The sequence below is a fragment of the Variovorax sp. V116 genome (genome assembly GCF_041154435.1).
Classification (GTDB): Bacteria; Pseudomonadota; Gammaproteobacteria; order Burkholderiales; family Burkholderiaceae_C; genus Variovorax; species Variovorax paradoxus.
The window spans coordinates 4,426,985-4,443,085 of the sequence record NZ_AP028661.1; the positions used below are offsets into that span (position 1 = coordinate 4,426,985).

Consider the following 16,101-nt stretch of genomic DNA (forward strand, 5'->3'; position numbering starts at 1 on the left):
CGGCTAGGCGCACGCGCATGGCGCGCACCAGCGCCCCAATCGATGAGGCGACCAGCGCACATCACCCGAGTTGCCTCTAGCAGCCCTAACCGCGGTTCAAACTTGGTCAGCGCAACAGCACTTCGATGCCTCGGATCACGCTGCTAGTCTGTGTTCGTAGTACGGCCTTTCCTTGTCTTCAAGGATCTCATCTAGCTGATCAAGCGAGCGCGCCTGCGGAGTCAGCCACGCTTCTACGTTCTCAGGGCGAAGCTGAATGATGCACCGGTCGTGGCCCGCGTCCGCGACCTCGGGGGGCGGCTCATCGGTGACGGCTGCGAACGACCACAGAGCTTCTTCATCTGAACCCTCAGGCGGCGTCCAGTGTGAGTAGACGCATGCAATCAGCATGTCCTGCGTCGGCCGCGGCCGAAACTCGAGCACCACGTTCTCAGGCTCCTCACCTGGCCGGAGCGCGCGGTGCTCTCTGTCGTGCACCTTCACGTTCTCGTAGAAGCCGTTCACGATCATCAGCCCGTGCGTGCGGCCGAACTGCCCCTTCCAAAAGTTTCGAAGATTGTCGCGACGCGCGTTGTAAATCCCGGGGTATTTCGTGTCGTAGAAGGCCGGCTTGCCTGCCGGTCTGCAGAGATAACGCATCGGCTTGAGGACCAACTCGCCCTCATCCATTACCAGCACTGGCGCATACCAGCCCGGGAATATGCGCGAGTCGCGCGGCTTCAGTTCGACGCGCTTCAAATCGTCGATCTTGGCCAGCGCGTTAGCGATCTTGTCGGTGGCAACTCGCTTGTCGGTAAGAGCCTTTTTCGTCTCTTTCACCAGCAACTTCCTGTCAGCGTCCACCAAGCGGACGCGCTGGGCGAACAGGGTCTGCTCGTGCACCATCGCCTGAGTGACATTGAACTCATCGATAAGCGCCTTGACCGCACGCTCTTCTTCGCTCGCTGGGTTGGCGAACAGGGCATCCATCGCCCTCGGGAATCGCAGCATCGGCTGTTGCTTGCGCCTCCAGTACGCCGCGAAGAAGTCCTTGATGGACACCCTCGTGCCAGGAAAGAGGCGCTGGAACGCCGCATAGTCGGCCCGGACCTCGGCGGAATAGCACATCGCGAATCCTTTCCCAGTTGCCCGACAAGGCCAGTAAGTAATCAGTTTGACATCGTGGCGGCAGCCCGACCTATACTGTATGTATGAACAGTATTTTGGCGCAAGCAGTTCCGGTGCCCCTCGGCACCGAGAGCCTGATGCTGCCGATTGCCGACGCGACCGTCCACGCCGGCTTTCCCTCCCCTGCCGAAGACTTTCTTGTAAAGCGCATAGACCTGAACACTGTGCTGGTCACCCATCCTCAGGCCACATTCATGCTCCGAGTCGCCGGCGACAGCATGCGAGACATGGGCATCGACAACGGCGATTTGCTGGTGGTCAATCGCGCGCTGAAGCCGCGGCACGGGCAAATTGTTGTGGCCATTGTTGATGGCGAGTTCGCAGTCAAGCAGCTCTACCTTCGCGCCGGCCGCCTCAAGCTCAAGGCTGGCAACCCGACCTATCCCGAGATAACGCCCTCTGAGGGCCAGTCGGTCGAGGTGTGGGGCGTGGTCACGAGCTGCATCAAACAGTTCTCGACGTGAAATGTTCGCCCTGGTCGATGGCAACAATTTCTACGTGTCCTGCGAGCGGGTCTTTCGACCGAGCCTGCAGGGGCGCCCCGTCGTCGTCCTGAGCAACAACGACGGTTGCGCGATCAGTCGCAGCGACGAGGCGAAGGCTCTGGGCGTCAAGATGGCGCAGCCACATTTCGAATTTCGCCACCTTGAAGAGCAAGCGGGCCTGGTGGCACTGTCGGCCAACTTCACGCTGTACGGCGACATGAGCGACCGCATGATGAGCCTCGCCGCCGGGCTTGGCGCGGAACAGGAGATTTACTCGATAGACGAGTCGTTCATCGACTTGTCGGGCATTTCAGGCGATCTGCGCGGCCGCGCACGTGCCGTGCGCGAGCGCATTCTTCAATGGATAGGCATCCCCTGCTGCGTAGGCATCGGCCCGACAAAGACCCTTGCGAAACTCGCGAACCACATCGCAAAGGTCGCCGAGCGCAAGCCTGGCACCTACCCCGTCCCGCAGGCCCAGGTCTGCGACCTCTCAACACTGACGCCGGACGAGGTGAGTTCGCTGCTGGCGAGCACAGAGGTGGGCGAAGTGTGGGGCGTCGGCCGGCGCATCGGCGATCAGTTGCGCGAGGGCGGCATAACCACCGCCTTGGAGCTATCCCGCCTCGATCCCGCAACGGTCCGCCGCCGCTGGTCTATCGTGTTGGAGCGAACTGTCCGCGAGCTACAAGGCCTGCCCTGCATAGAGATGGATGACGCGCCGGCTCCGAAGAAAGAGATTGCCTGCACTCGGTCATTCGGCCATCCGATACGCGAGCTACCGCCGTTGGTGGAAGCAGTGAGCGAGTTCGCGGCGCGCGCGGCCGAAAAGCTTCGTCGGCAAGGCAGCGTAGCGGCCATGGTGCTGGTGTTCGCCCACACGTCGCCATTCCGGCCCGGCCGTCGCTTCGCACGTTCATTGACAGTCCCGCTGCGTCGGCCAACGTCCGACACTGCCGCGATCACGCAGGCTGCGGTGCTGGGTTTGGAGTGTCTGTTTGAGCCAGGCTACGACCTCGCGAAAGCAGGCGTGATGCTGCTCGAATTGAGCGACGGCAGCATCTTGCAGGGCGAGCTGGATCTCGAAGCGGAAGAGGGCCGCGAGCGCGGCAAGCTGAATCGTGCCGTTGACGTTCTCAACGACCGCTACGGCAAGGGTACGCTGCGACTCGCCAGCACGGGAACAGAAGGCGACAGGCGCGAATGGACGATGAGACAGCAGCGCCGAACGCCCCAATACACGACCGACTGGCGCCAGGCGCCAATCGCTCGGGCGTAGCAGCGTACAGTGCGCAAAGCCCGCTCACTACCCACACTTCGAAATGCTCACCGCCGCCACGATCGCCAGCTTCAATGCCCTGTGCGAGGGAATACAAGCCAAAGCCGCTCAGCACTTCGAACAGCTCGCCCTTCAAATTCAGTCAGAGATGGTGCGGGCAGGCTCCTTCTTGTCCAGCATGACAGTGCAGCGGATGGACCGTGCGACCGCCGACGTCATCGAGGCATCAGCCCAAAAGATTTTCGACGCCCTCTCCATTGCCATTGGAGTTGAGAAACTCAGCAACGATCCGTCCATCGTGAGTCAAATCCAAACGCTGTATGGCGCCCGCCTCAACGAGCTGGCCGAGATGCTGATCGCAGCCCGCGACATGAGGACAAAACCCGTTGGCTTACGAATGACGACGGGTCTCGAACTGCCGAAAGCGCGAGAGGCCCTCGCTGTGGAACTTAAAACTCAGTCGGCCAAAATTCATCTGCTACTCACAGGTATGAAGTCGACCGGCCAGACCGCGCAAGCCGTCAGCAACACATTCAACATTGGCGGCGCGGTGGGTGCCATTCAAACCGGCCCGGGCGCAATCGCACATGTGACCCAAACACAAACCACCTCTCTGCAGGAATTGACTCAGGCGCTCGAGTTGATCCAAGTCCATTTGTCAACGCAAGCCAGCCTTGACCCAGTTCGACGGGCAGAAGCACTGGACATTCTCGATGACGTCAAAAAAGAGTCGGCAAAAGAGAAACCGAACAGCGCAAAAGTCGGCGCTCTTCTAGGCGGAATCAAAGACACGATTCAGACCATTCCCACAATTGCCCCGGCATGGACACAGGTTCAGGCGTGGTACGAGTCCATCAAGGCTCTGGTCAGCTAGCCCGCTCCAGGCGCAGCGCAGGCGTCAAGCCTTCAATACCACTTACAGACAGTAAACGCCAAATACAACTCAAGGGTGGTATCCCCACGAGCGCGGGCAGCGGGCCAACGGCGACAATCGTCGCATGAGCAAGACTGATTTTTTCCCCGTCCCCACCACGATCCTGCGCGCACCTGTGTGGTACGACGATGCGGTGCGCGATGACCACCCGCTTCCGCTCTTGCCAGGAGACTACAAGGTCACGCCCGGTGCGGGCAACGAGCGTTGGACCGTCGCCAACCTGAAGACTGGTGAAACGGTCTACAACGGAACAGGCCCAGTCGAGATCCTGCGCGAGCGCGCCTGAGCCAGATCCTCAAGATCAAATCCGGCCACCCTAGCCAACGCGATCAGGTTCGCATACGCGGCCGGCTCGGGAGCCTCAATCGGGAATAGCTGATGTCGCCGCGAATTGCAAAGGCGATGGGCTGCGACGATGTTCTCGCGCGTGTCCTTGCCACCGTCGCGTCGAGCTTGGAGATGCTCCGCGGTAACGTCGCCGCGCATCGGCTGCAAGCAGTAGTAGCAGACGCCGCCCTGCTCGCGACAAGCAGCACGCCTCAAAGATTGAAGATGTCGAGCCCGCATTGGGGAACTCCTAAGGATTAACTTGGAAGTCCCCGGATGCGCATCGCGCGCAGAGCGGGCACCGGTGCGTCGCGCTTGCCGGCGGTGCACTGCCTTCTGGCAGCGCGGTCGGGTGAAAGCCCGAGCATGCAAATTCTAAGACCCAGGCGCCACTTAGACAATCGTCCGGTGGCAGCCCCCGCTCGACGCCATGACCGCCAGCGCGGCCTGGTGGTCGCACTAGGGTGTCGCCAGCAGATCGCGGTCGTTCTTCACGGTGCCAAGCAGAAGCTGCACTTCGTTGTCTCGCCCCTCAACAACGAGTCGACCTCGCTCAAGTAGCTCTCGACCTCGTGCAGCCATGGCTGCGAGGACTGCGGATCGATCCGCGACACGCTGGCAGGCAGCGGGGTCGCTTGCGGCTTGGTCCCGATCACGGGCGGCGAAGTCGGCAAATTGCTTGCGCATCCGCTCAGCATCGCCAGCAGCAGCACGGCGGCGGCCATCGAGCACGGCCAGTTTCTTTTCGTAGGCATTGACGTTTTCCTGTTGAGCTTTGGCATGGGCGGCCTGCATTGCGAGCACGCGCTGCAGATCCTCGAGCGCGGCAAGCGCGCGGCGGGTGTTCTCGGCCTGACGGTCGAGCTTTTCGTCGGAGACGGCTTTCAGTGCCTTGGACACATCCGCACGCGCCTTGAGCACCTGCGTGCGCTCGAGGCCTATCACGGCCAGGGCCAATACCAACAGCAGCGCCCACAACCATGACGGAACGATGTCGAGAAATTTCGTCATACGTTGGCCCAGTCGGGTAGGTCAACGGTCTGCCCGGCAAGGGCATGCGTACAGTCCCCAAGGAACTGGATGCGGCCATCCGTCACGTATGAATGGCACACGGTGCGCACCCTCGCCTGAGGCCACGGCGCACGCTGCCACTCCTCGAGGTTCTCCGCCGTCACGGGCGGCGTCCAAGTCTCCGAGCGCACGAGAATGGAAGGCGTGAACGTGGGAGCCTCGGGATTGCCGTTGCATCCCCAACGCGCATCGTTCTCGTGAAGCTTCGGCCCCACAGCAACCTGATGCGCACCATCGCAGCCAGGACACCAGAACGTGAGCCGGCCGCCCTCTGCGTCACGCAATATCCGGGACAGGGCGCTCATTTGCTCAGCACCTTGTACGCGCGCGATGTGATCGCCTTGCGCTCGGCCAATTTGAGGCGCGCTGCACCGTTCACCCGGCCGGTAATCTCATAGACATCGCCCCGCTCGGCCGCGGGCAAGCAGCCCTTGTAGACCGCAAAGAACCAGCACGCCGTAAGCGCCGCGTGCAGAGGCTCGAGCACAAGGCCAGGACTGCCCACGTAGTCAAACCCCAGCGCATCGCTGGCCGCCCGATACGCGTCGAGCCAGGTGAGCTGGATGAGACCGCGACCGTGGAAGCCTGCATAGCGAACCTCGCTTAGCGCCTTCGGATTGCGTACATAGTCCTCGGCCCGGAAGCGGCCGTTGACGAACAGGCTCGGAAAAATCTTGCGCAGACGGTCGGGCGAGGTGTAGTAGAGGTCTTCCTCGACCACCGACAGCGGCCCCTCGCGGCCCTCGGACTCGATGGCCACCTGCCCGAGCAAACAGGCGACCGCGCTCGCCGAGGCGATGCCGAATCGCTCGATGCCGTCATTGAGGTGCCAGGCATAGCGCTCAGCGTTCGCGCGTGCGGCACCAGTGCAGTCGATGAGAGTTTGGATGTCGATCATGGGCAATAGAACTCCCGCAAATGTTTGTTGAAAAGTCGATTCATGGCGTCACGCCAGCGCAGCGCAGATAGAGCGCGACGAGGGCCTCGGTGTGCTGGCCGCGCTGCGCAGCGGTCGGGCTGGCCGGGAGCACCGGGAGGGCCGGGCAGTCGCGAACGACTGGTGCCGGCGGCGATGCGCAGGCCACCAGCGCCAGCGCAATCCAAACGATGGCGACGGCCTTCATGGGCGCCCCCCTTGCAATCTCTCGTTCGCGCGCTTGATCGTGCTGTTGACCGCCCCGGCCGACGACGGCACGGGGGCCGCGGCCGTGGCCTTCGCAGCGGCCTTGGCGGTGATCGCCGCCGAGGTGGCCGTTTTTGCCGCGGTGCCAACCTGATCCGCAGCCTCGCCTACGGCTTCCGCTGCGTTGGTCGTCGCCATGGCCGCATTGGTCGTAGCCACGGCCGCATCAGCGACGGCACCAGCAGCGCGGTCGATGCGTTGCCCGTAGGCCCGCTGCAGCCGCTCGATTTCTGCCAGGTGGTCGCTGCGCTGGCGCAGTAGCTGCGCATCGGCGTTGCGCGTCGACCAGAAGTAGCCCGAACCAAAGCCGCCGAGGAACAGACTTCCGATGACGCATAGCGTCTCGAAGAGCCGGCGCCACTGGCGCGGCGGCCGAACCCGCGGCAGGTCCTCGAGCGGCGCGCTGTCTGAATCACTGTGCATGGATCTGCTCCTTCAATTGGCGAACTTGATCGCGCAGCGAGGCGAGTTCGGTCGTTTGCGCGGCGAGGGTTTCGTTCATTGCCTTGAGTTGCCCCCTCATCTCCCACAGCTCTTTCAACGCTTCGTTTCTTTCGGCCGCGAACTTGTCGGCCCGCTCTTCGGCTTTCACGCGCGCCGCGCGCTCGCCTTCGAGCAGCTCCTTCCAAGTGCCGAGTGCGGCAATCTGCCCCTCGCTGTCGGCCCGCTCCTTCGCATCGGTTGGCTGCTGCTTGCGCCACACCTGATAGCCGCCGGCGGCAGAAAGAATGAGGAACGCAAGCTGTGCGATCGGATTGCCGGCGATGTCGCCCATGTCCATGAGGTGCCTCTTCTCTATCTCAAATTACGAACTGCACGAGCGGCATGTCGGCGGGCGCGTCGCCCTCGATCACGCCATCGCGGACAAACACCTCGGCGCCGATGGCACGCGCGCCCAAGCCGCGCGCCGTGAGCACGCCGCCGCCAGGCAGCACCAGCCGCGCGGTGTCGCCATCGACGGCCGTCACGGTCGCGATCTGCAGCGGCTTGGCCGGCAGAAGATCAAGGAAGACGCTGTAGGGATTGCGGCTCATGCTCAGACCTCCACATACGTTTCGACGGTGAGCGTCTGGCGCAGAGTCGGCCAGGCCTCATCAAGCGCAATGCCGCGCACAAGGCCGAGGCGCAACGCATCGCCGCCGTCGTAGCGCACCAGCGAGCCCGGCAAGATCAATCCCGTTTCCTGCAGCACGGGCATGCGCAGGCTCACATGCGCCTGGCGGCCCGTGTTGCTCAGCTCGGCCAAGCCGCGCTGCATGGCAGCATCGCCATGCGTCATCAGCGGATGGGTGACCATGGGCGCCGCGTAGTCGCCGGCGGTGCCGCTGCGCGTGAGGTCGCCGCGCACGCCGTCGCTCGTGGTGCCGTAGACGAAGGCGCGGTTGTAGGCGGGCCGCCGCACCCACTCGATGCCCTCCACCGAGACGACATCGGCGGGCAGCACGTAGTCCGGCGTGAGCGTGTGCCACATCCACGGCGCGGCCGGGTAGCGCGGCAGAATGCGCAGCGTCTGCTCGGTGTTGTGCGGCTGCACGATGGCACCGGCGGCCGTCGCGATGTCGAGCACCGCCGCAATCGGCGTGCCCTGAAAGGCCCACGTCCCGCCCGGCACGAACCAATCGCCGATGCGGTAGTCGATGGCCCAGCCGTTGTTAACTCCATTGATCGTCATGGCAAGCGCCATGAGCTGCGCGGCCGTACGCCCCGATGCAGACGCAAAATTCTGGTCTGAGACAAAGGGCTGATCGAGCAGCGCGGCGCGCCCCTTCCCCTGCACGCGCACGTCTGCACGCGCAAAGCGGCGATCTCGCGCCGGCGCATCGGCCACGAGCCGATAGGGCACGCCGTTGACCATCGCCAGCAGCTCCGCCGGGTCGCCATTGCCATCCTCTTGAACGAGGGGCAGCGCCGAGCCCGGCAGGGTCGCACTCCACCGCCAGGTCCACGAGTCCGCATCGAGCGACATCGAAAACCCCCGAGCCTCGATGATGTCGCCACCATCCACGCGCGTGAGCGCGATGCTGTTTTCCACGGAATAGACCTCCAAGACGGGCACCACGACGGTCTGCCCGGTGCCAGGCGGCGGCGCGTGCCGCTCGCAAAAGAAAATGAGCGTGGTGGCGTGCTTCTGCAGCTCACGAAACTCGAGCGTGGTCGAGGGCACATAGCAGGGATCGCCCTCGGGCGGCACGAGGACCGAGCGCCCCGGCAGCGGCGCCATGGCCGCCTGCCAGCGCACGCGCCATCCCCTCTCGATAAGTTGCGCCACGCCGAAGCCCTCGCCATGCCGATGCGTGAGGGTCGCGGCCTCTTGCCACCCTGAGTGCACGGCGCGTCGCAGCCGGTTGGCCTCTTGATAGCGCACCGCCAGCGCCGCCGGCGCGAGCTGCTGCGCCGCCTGCCACCGAACCCGCGCCGCATTGCGGGCACGGCCTGCCTCTTGCCAGCGCAGTCCGGTCGAAGTCGAGATCGATCCGGCCACCTGGTGCCGCGCGGCCACTTGGTTGCGCGCACGGCCGGCCTCTTGCCATACCGGCGCCGCAACGCCCGCCCGAAGCTCGGCGCGCTTCCAGCGCGACACGCGGCCCGCATTCCCGCGCGCGGCGCTCTGGTGCCGCGCCACGGTGCCGGCGCTCGCCGGTGTTGCCACTTGCCACCCTGACGACACCTTGCCCACGAGCGGGCGCTGCGTTGCGCTGTCGTACTGCGCGATGCCAATCACCGCGAAGACAGGCAGCGGGATGCCCCCGGCGGCAGTCGCAAGCGGCGGCATCGTGACCAGCGCACCGCCAGACACGAAGAAGCCCGGCAGCGGAATGGACCCGAACGCATAGGCAGCACCGCTCGCCGGCTCATCCGGCTCCCCGAAAACAAGGATGTTCGGCGGCCCATCGAGCGGCGGCTGCCGGAAGACGAGATCCTCAACCACCGATGACCACCTCACCGATGAAGAAGGTCCCGCCCTGATAGAGCTTCGCCTCAGGATCGCCCTCGGGGGGGTTCTGCACCACGAGCTTGACCTGCCCCGAGCCCGAGGGGCCGCTCATGGTGAAGTCGGCCACCCAGGTGCCATTCGCCAGCTCGATGCGGCCCCAGGTCGCAATCCCTGTTGCGAGTGCCAGGTCACCGGCGCTGTCCGCCTGCACGAGCGAGAGCCGGCCCGACTCAACCGCGCCCGCCGGCAGCGCGAGGGCAGCAGCAGCCAAGAGTGTGGCGACCGCGCCCCCCTCGGCCGGCTGCGCGCCGCCACACACGAGGAATCGTGAGCCTTCGCCCAGGTACGCCACGAGGCCAGGCCCGGCCAACATCGCATTGATGGCAAGCACGTTCATGGCAGCAGCTCCACCTTGCCATTCGCAAGGGTCAAGCCATCCGTGACGACAGCCCGCTTTCCGTGAGCCTCGTAGTAGGCAACCACCGAATAGCTTTGCAGTTCATCGATGTATTGAAAGTCGTAGCTGCCGTCCGCCTTGGACCATTGCTCGCGCACCACGAGATTGCCGGCCTCACGCATCAGCACCACGCGGCACCGGTACGGCTTGTTGAGTGGGTTCACATAGTCGAGCGTGAAGCCGCGAATCCGGCCATTGCCCTTCCCGAGAACACCGGTGAGGAAGTCGCCGCGGATAAGGATCGGGGCGGCCGCGAGCCGAAGACCGGTGTAGGCCCCGGTGTAGAGTTGCGACATCAGCCGCCCCTCGGGCTGCAGAGCCTGCGCGAGGGCAGTCTTCTTCGGCACCGGGTGGCGAACATAGCCGGGAATGTCGCCCGGCTCGCCGACGCCACGGGTGATGCGGAGTTCGCCAATGTGACCCTGAAAGAACCCTGCGGCGCCGTCCCACCCGTTGTTGCCCACGCGAGTGCCGGAGACGCCGAAATCCGAAGCGCCACCGAGGCCCAGGTTCACAGTGGCTTCGAGCACGTCGTTGACGAACATCAGCGCGTTCACGCCGATCCGCATCACCTTCACGCGATACCAAGCGCCGACCGTCACCAAGGTGGTGGACAGCAGCGCTGGATTGCCCAGACTGGAACCGTCGCCGCCCCATCCGATCTTTCCTCGCGAGGCCACCACCGGGCCTGCGTTGCCGTAGACCATCAGGAATCGGCTGTTGGTACCGAACGTCGGCGTGCCGTTCGCAAGCAGTGTGCCGTAGTGGTTGGTCAGCGCCCCCACGCGAAACCAGACTTCGATGCAGAAGTCACCCGTGCCGAGGTTGAGCGAGCCCTGCGACGGCATTGCAAGGTAGTCGGTCGTTCCGTTGAAATAGCCGGCCGAGTTGCCCCACTTGAACTGGTCGGTTTTGATCTGCGCGCCGCCGGCTGGCGTCCAGACGTTGCCGGCCACATCATCGGAGAAGGCCGCGGACCCGTTGGCTCCCACGAAAGGCAATTGCGCGACCACCGCGATGTCATTGGGATGCCATCCGAAGTGCCCCGCGATCTTTACCCTCGCGCCCGGGTAGTCGCCAGCCCATACGGCCTGTTGCGTCCACGTCACCGCGTCGTCAGAAAACCAGACACTGCAGAAGACAGGAAACTCCGCGCGCCCGGTGCTGCCCGACCCGACTCGGACCCCGTCCACATCCACGGCGCCACCCACGCCGAAGTCCCAAAGGAGATTCACGTCTTGGGCGCTCGGCCAACGCGCAGAGGTGGCGAGCACGTCGTCGCGCAGATCGGCCAGCGAGCCGGCCGCCGGCGCAACCGCAGCGGTAAGCGTTGCCGCCCCATCCACCCGCGCGCCACCTGCGAACAGATGAAACTCGCTCAGCGCGATGGAGCGGCCCGCGGCCGGCGCAAACGCACGAGCACTCCAGTAACGGTGCGCTGCCATCGCTTAGCGCCAAGGACCGGTCACATCGAAGAACGTGACGCCCGACGTGGCGTTGGTCGATGTCTGATTGATCGTTGTGTTTGTCGCGTTGACCGCAATCAAATTGCGGCCCGCGAGCACGCCCGTTCCAGGCTGTCGGTCGTTGAGCTTGAACGAGTCGAAGGCGAGCGTGTGCGGCACGCTGTAGAGGCCGGGAGCCTCGGCGCGAGGGGGCACGCTGGTGGCCGGCGCAAAGTACCGCCGCGTCACGCGCAACGCGCCGTCGATGATGCTGGGGAATGGCCCGAAGAAAGCGTCCATGCCAGACATGCTCGACCCCGTTCCGACATAGGGATAGCAGTTGTTCAAGAGCGATGCGCCGAGCCCGGTCGGCGCCCGCGGGAAGGCCTGCAGCGAGCCTTGCGCATATTCGGGCTGTCCGTTCGATTGGTTGGAGGCCGTGCTCACGTCGGAGTAGCTCAGGAAACAGGCGAAGGCATCGCCGCCGGGCTTGAGCGCGATCGCATCGCCGAAGCCACGTGTGTAGCCTTGATTCCACCCGGCATTCGCACCGGAGCCCGGGCAGACGTGGATGTAGAAGGCCCGGGAGTCGCCGACGACCATCCATTGCACGGGAGTGGCGTTGGCAACAGTGCTCTTGGCCCAGTAGCCGCCGCCCGCCATCTGCAGTGCCGTGGGAAACAGGCCGGCATAGGTGCCGATGTCGGTCATTGACTCGCATCCGACGACCCGCGTGGTCGTCGCCACCGTGTCGTCCAGCCGCAGAATCATCTTGGTGCTTGCCGGATCGGTCGATTGGTATGCGGCCAGGTTCGTACCCGCGAAGGGCTTCGCGAAGCCCAGCGGCGCCATCTTCATGGTGATGGTGCCGGAGTAGCTTCCATCCGGGAGGTTGGTCGCGAACGTGACCGAGGTGGGAGCCGGCTTGCCGGTGATCTTCTGTTCGCCATTGAGCCCCGCCCATCCGCTCGGCCCGCCGGAAACACCAGCAATCAGCACAACGGAATCCAGCGCGGCGGAGTGGGTGCCGGTGAATACCGCGGTGGCGACGCCACCAGCAACAGTGAGCGATGTGAGCGTCTTCAGGTCAAAGCCGTCCTTCAGACACGCATCCAGAAGGGCAATCATTGAGCCCACGGTGCCCGACAGCGCCGGGGAGCCCGACATCAGGCTCGAAAAGTATTTAACGCTGGTATCAACAACGGAAGTCATGCTTGGCCTTTCTCTCTCTCGTTAGGGGCGGTCCACGCCGATGCGCACCAGCAGCTCGAATGAGTCATCGAGCACGGTCTCGGCGCCCATCTGGACGGACCGGATGACCACGAAGGGGAACGTGGCCGCCACGGTGTTGAAGCGGATGACGGAACCAGCAGGCCAGCCACCCGAGCCGAAGCCCGCCGCAGGAATGCGCATGTACGGCACGCCAGAGGGGCCGACCGGCTCGCAATCGGCCGTGAGGCTCTGTCCGGTCACGATCTGGCCGACGTGCTCGCCGATGAGGCTGTAGGCCGTGCCGCTGCCGTTGATCTGCATGCGCCAACGCTCGGTGACGGCGCCCTTGTTCGTGACGGTGATCGGGTAATCGATATCGTTGAACGTCGGATCGGCCGGGTTGCCGATGAGGCCGTCGGACCATTGGCCGTTCCAGCTCTGCTGATCGAACAGGAGCGACACACGGGCCTTCACATCGCCCATGCGCACCGCACTGCTCACGTAGGTGTCGCCGGCGGTGTAGTCGTGCGTGATGCGGCTCGCGAACGACAGGCGCCCGTCGATCGACACATCGGTGAGGGTCAGCATGTCCTCGATGGTGTGTTCGTAGATCACAGGTTGCACAAAGGCCGAGGCATCAGTGATCGTGAGCTCGCCGGCGTCAAGGTTGCGCGTGTACCCGGTCTCGATGGCGAGACCATCGGCCCCAATGAGGCGCGTGCGCGAGAGTCGTTCGCGGCCGGCGCTGAGCGTTTGGCCGTTCGACACCACGGCCGCAGGCAGGCGCTTGGTGTTGCCGATGACGATGAGCCCGCCCTTCCAGAAGATCGGCACGCGGCAATCCGCCGGAAAGCGCACCGGATCGAGGCCCAGCAGCGTGGCGTCAACCGGCAGCGAGGTGGTCGCGACCGCGTTGTAGCGGACCGTGCTGGCGAACACCGGCACCGGCTTCCAGATCTTGCCGTCGCTGCCGACCGCATCGGCGTGGTACCACGGCTCCGACTCGTTGCCGGCCGCGGTCACCCAGTCGCCGAAGCGCACCTTCACGACGCCCGTGGAGGCGTCCACCGTGCCGCGCACGTTGGCGCCGCTGATGAGGCCCGTCATGTCGGCCGTGACATTGATCGTGCCGCCATTGAGCTTGGTCGCCAGCAGTTGCAGCGTGCCCGGGCTGATCGGCGCCACGGGCGTGCGGAACACCACGTACTCGACTGGCTGGCCGCTCAGCGCGGTCAGCAGGCTGTTCACCGTGACGGTGCTCGACGCCGAGGCCGGCCACGCATCGAGGCTGGCCGTGTTGGTGGCGTAGTCGTAGCTGCCGGCCTGCGTGGCCGCGCCGGTGGCCGGATCGAGATCGGTATACAGCGCACCCGCCCGGTCGAAGTAGGTCTTCCCGCCCACCGTGAAATTCACGCTGCCCGGCACGCCAACTTCGCTCGCGTTCGGCAGGAGCTGGATGGAGAGCTTCGGCTGATTGAAGGTCTGGCTCTTCGCGGTGCCGGCACCGGCCACCCGGAAATCCGCCGTCACCAAGGCCGAGGCATCGGCCGGCAGCGTGGCATTGAGCGGCACATAGGTGTAGCCCGTCAGTGTGTTGCGGAATGCGCCAGGCAGCGCCGGCGAGAGCACCGTGCCCAGGATGCCCAGCTGATTGACGGCCCACTGCGGCACCGGCACGGTCACGACCGCCTCCGGGTAGAGCTTGGCGACGCCGGTCGCGTAGGTGATCGTGCCGAACTCGACGCCCAGGCCATCCACGAGCTTGCCGGCGCCGTTGTCCGTGATGGTCTTTGTGGAGGCGAAATTCTGCGGCACCCACATGTCGGCCGGCACACCGCCGGTGGACATCAGCACGAGATTCCAGCTCAGAGCCAGCGAGCGCGGCGCAATGTTGGTTTTGCCGAGGTTCAGCGTGATGCCACCGTCGACATCGCGTGCCGGCGCTTGGAACGCCTTGGCTTCCGGCAGGCCGTGGCTGTAGGCCACGGTGAAGGCCACCGACGACGCCGGCAGCGTGTTCGGCTTCAGGTCGATGCTGCTGGTCGCGTAATTGACCGGGCCGGTGGCGTCGCCCGTGAGCACACCGCTGCCGTTGTCGCTGGCATGGCGGGCCGCGCCATCGTTCCAGTCCACCGCGATGGTGCTCGCTTGCGCCGCCTGGTTGTCGAGCGCCAGCCGGATCAATACCGCCGCGGGCAGAACAGCGCTGCGGTCGCGGTAGTTGGCCTTCGCGCCCCAGAAGTACAGCACCTCGCTGCCCACGTCGGGCAGCACGCCGAGCGTCGGCGCCACGGTGCCGGTGGTGTAGTCCACCGTGCCCGAGCCGATGCTCGAATCGGCGCCGCGCAGGCGGCCCGCGCCGTCGTCGGCCAGCTCGTACCAGTTCGCGCCGGCGCGGTAGGCCACACGCAAGGTGCCAGGCGCCGGCGGCGGAAGGATGGTCAACGGGTAGTTGACGCGCCGGTTCTCGGCATTGACGGCAATGGAGGCTGAGTCGGCCAGCTCAATCGGCGCCGCGGCCGGGCCGAAGGTGATCGCCTTCGTTCCGCCGATCTGCGGCGCGTCGCTCGCAAACGTCAGCGTGCCGCCAACATAGGAAGCCGTGCCGATGGTCAGAGCGCCGAGCTTGAGCCGGCCGCCGTCGTCGGTGATCGTGCCCGCGCCGGTCGCAATCGACAGCGTGCCGGCATAGAAGGGATTGCCGAGCGTGAGCGTGGTGTTTGGCCCGAAGATCGCGCCGGTGGTCAGCGTGACGGTGCCTGCGCCTGAACGCACGAGCGCGATGGAAGAGCCGGCCGCCGAGGTGTCGGTGATCGAGATCTCGGTGGTCGAAGTCGGCGCGATCTGGGCGTCGATGCGGTCCACCTTCACCGACAGGTCGCCGGTGGTGGCGTTCACCACCAGCCGCGACACGCCGTAGAAACGCGCCGCATCGGCCACGAGCATGCGATTGATCGCCGCCGCGGTCTGCGTGCGTTCGAAGAGGCGGTTGGCCGGGGTGCCGGCGTAGTCGTGCTTGAGGCCGTTCTGCAGTTCGCAGACGCACACCTGCGCTTCATAGTCCACGAAGCCGCTGCCGGTGGAATAGCTGTAGGTTCTGCTTTCCACCTTGACTTCGGTGAGCCGCACGGCCTCGCTGTTGCCGCCGCCGCCGATCTGCAACGTGCTGTTGACGTTCGGCGGGGTGGCGCCCGGCCGCTGGAAAATCAGCATGGAGCGCTGCCCCTGCACATGGTTCGCGAGCAGGTAGCCGGTGAATTCCTCGCCGGGCGTCGTGTAAGCCTCCAAGCGGCTCTGGATCGCGGCGCGGCGGTCGAAGAAGTCGTTGGTCACGAACAGGGTCGCCGTCACGTTCGGGTCGAGCGGCGGCCGGGAAATGACGACCGTCCCGCCCAAAGCCGTATCGGTGTTGAGGGTCTGCACGGTGGCTGCCACCTTCATGATGGACACGTCGCCCTGCGCGCGGTCCACCTCGCTGATGTCCTTGAAGATGGCATTGCTCTTGCCATCCGGGATGACGGTCGAGGTCGGCGCGCCGCCACCTTCGGGCACGTCGTCCATGACTTGGGTCGCCACGAGCTTGATATCGGATTCGAAGATGGACAT

At 65.0% G+C, this 16,101-nt stretch carries 18 protein-coding genes; 4 read left to right on the forward strand and 14 right to left on the reverse strand.

Annotated features, from left to right (window positions below):
• Positions 1-135 precede the first annotated feature (135 nt).
• On the reverse strand, positions 136-1,107 hold the full coding sequence (locus tag ACAM58_RS21055; protein ID WP_369663485.1) for an SOS response-associated peptidase family protein: 972 nt from the start codon (positions 1,105-1,107) through the stop codon (positions 136-138).
• 83 nt (positions 1,108-1,190) lie between these two features.
• Here ACAM58_RS21055 and ACAM58_RS21060 point away from each other — a divergent pair, with 83 nt between their 5' ends.
• From ACAM58_RS21060 to ACAM58_RS21075, 4 genes are all read left to right on the forward strand, one after another.
• Positions 1,191-1,631 (forward strand): LexA family protein, encoded by a 441-nt coding sequence (locus ACAM58_RS21060; RefSeq protein ID WP_369663486.1) that lies wholly within the window; start codon positions 1,191-1,193, stop codon positions 1,629-1,631.
• 1 nt (position 1,632) lies between these two features.
• Positions 1,633-2,931, forward strand: coding sequence for a Y-family DNA polymerase (locus ACAM58_RS21065; RefSeq protein ID WP_369663487.1), 1,299 nt, complete (start codon positions 1,633-1,635; stop codon positions 2,929-2,931).
• A 43-nt stretch (positions 2,932-2,974) separates the two neighbouring features.
• A complete protein-coding gene (locus tag ACAM58_RS21070) occupies positions 2,975-3,805 on the forward strand; it encodes a hypothetical protein (protein ID WP_369663488.1) in 831 nt (276 codons plus the stop codon).
• Positions 3,806-3,929: 124 nt separating this feature from the next.
• A complete protein-coding gene (locus tag ACAM58_RS21075) occupies positions 3,930-4,151 on the forward strand; it encodes a hypothetical protein (protein ID WP_369663489.1) in 222 nt (73 codons plus the stop codon).
• On the opposite strand, the gene ACAM58_RS21080 is transcribed toward ACAM58_RS21075, so the two are convergent.
• The 13 genes from ACAM58_RS21080 to ACAM58_RS21140 form a co-directional block, all read right to left on the reverse strand.
• Positions 4,106-4,432 carry an HNH endonuclease gene (locus ACAM58_RS21080; protein WP_369663490.1) on the reverse strand — a complete coding sequence of 109 codons (327 nt, stop codon included), beginning with the start codon at positions 4,430-4,432 and terminating at the stop codon, positions 4,106-4,108. The two genes, ACAM58_RS21075 and ACAM58_RS21080, sit on opposite strands and share 46 nt — an antisense overlap.
• A gap of 219 nt (positions 4,433-4,651) precedes the next feature.
• Positions 4,652-5,203, reverse strand: coding sequence for a hypothetical protein (locus ACAM58_RS21085; RefSeq protein WP_369663491.1), 552 nt, complete (start codon positions 5,201-5,203; stop codon positions 4,652-4,654).
• Complete coding sequence (locus tag ACAM58_RS21090) at positions 5,200-5,568, reverse strand: DUF6527 family protein (protein WP_369663492.1); 369 nt, start codon at positions 5,566-5,568, stop codon at positions 5,200-5,202. Before ACAM58_RS21090 ends, ACAM58_RS21085 begins: the two co-directional genes overlap by 4 nt.
• Entirely contained in the window at positions 5,565-6,161 is a 597-nt protein-coding gene (locus ACAM58_RS21095; protein WP_369663493.1) for a glycoside hydrolase family 19 protein, read from the reverse strand. The genes ACAM58_RS21090 and ACAM58_RS21095 overlap by 4 nt, the downstream gene beginning before the upstream one ends.
• 40 nt (positions 6,162-6,201) lie before the next feature.
• Positions 6,202-6,387, reverse strand: coding sequence for a hypothetical protein (locus ACAM58_RS21100; RefSeq protein ID WP_369663494.1), 186 nt, complete (start codon positions 6,385-6,387; stop codon positions 6,202-6,204).
• Positions 6,384-6,869, reverse strand: coding sequence for a hypothetical protein (locus tag ACAM58_RS21105; RefSeq protein WP_095744670.1), 486 nt, complete (start codon positions 6,867-6,869; stop codon positions 6,384-6,386). The genes ACAM58_RS21100 and ACAM58_RS21105 overlap by 4 nt, the downstream gene beginning before the upstream one ends.
• Positions 6,859-7,227, reverse strand: a complete 369-nt coding sequence (locus tag ACAM58_RS21110) for a hypothetical protein (RefSeq protein WP_095744669.1) — start codon at positions 7,225-7,227, stop codon at positions 6,859-6,861. The genes ACAM58_RS21105 and ACAM58_RS21110 overlap by 11 nt, the downstream gene beginning before the upstream one ends.
• A 19-nt stretch (positions 7,228-7,246) precedes the next feature.
• Positions 7,247-7,480, reverse strand: a complete 234-nt coding sequence (locus ACAM58_RS21115; RefSeq protein ID WP_369663495.1) for a hypothetical protein — start codon at positions 7,478-7,480, stop codon at positions 7,247-7,249.
• Between the two features lie 2 nt (positions 7,481-7,482).
• A complete protein-coding gene (locus ACAM58_RS21120) occupies positions 7,483-9,375 on the reverse strand; it encodes a hypothetical protein (RefSeq protein ID WP_369663496.1) in 1,893 nt (630 codons plus the stop codon).
• Positions 9,368-9,778, reverse strand: a complete 411-nt coding sequence (locus tag ACAM58_RS21125) for a hypothetical protein (protein WP_369663497.1) — start codon at positions 9,776-9,778, stop codon at positions 9,368-9,370. The genes ACAM58_RS21120 and ACAM58_RS21125 overlap by 8 nt, the downstream gene beginning before the upstream one ends.
• Positions 9,775-11,283 (reverse strand): LamG-like jellyroll fold domain-containing protein, encoded by a 1,509-nt coding sequence (locus ACAM58_RS21130; RefSeq protein ID WP_369663498.1) that lies wholly within the window; start codon positions 11,281-11,283, stop codon positions 9,775-9,777. Before ACAM58_RS21130 ends, ACAM58_RS21125 begins: the two co-directional genes overlap by 4 nt.
• 3 nt (positions 11,284-11,286) lie before the next feature.
• On the reverse strand, positions 11,287-12,495 hold the full coding sequence (locus tag ACAM58_RS21135) for a hypothetical protein (protein ID WP_369663499.1): 1,209 nt from the start codon (positions 12,493-12,495) through the stop codon (positions 11,287-11,289).
• A 21-nt stretch (positions 12,496-12,516) separates the two neighbouring features.
• Positions 12,517-16,101 carry a hypothetical protein gene (locus ACAM58_RS21140; protein WP_369663500.1) on the reverse strand — a complete coding sequence of 1,195 codons (3,585 nt, stop codon included), beginning with the start codon at positions 16,099-16,101 and terminating at the stop codon, positions 12,517-12,519.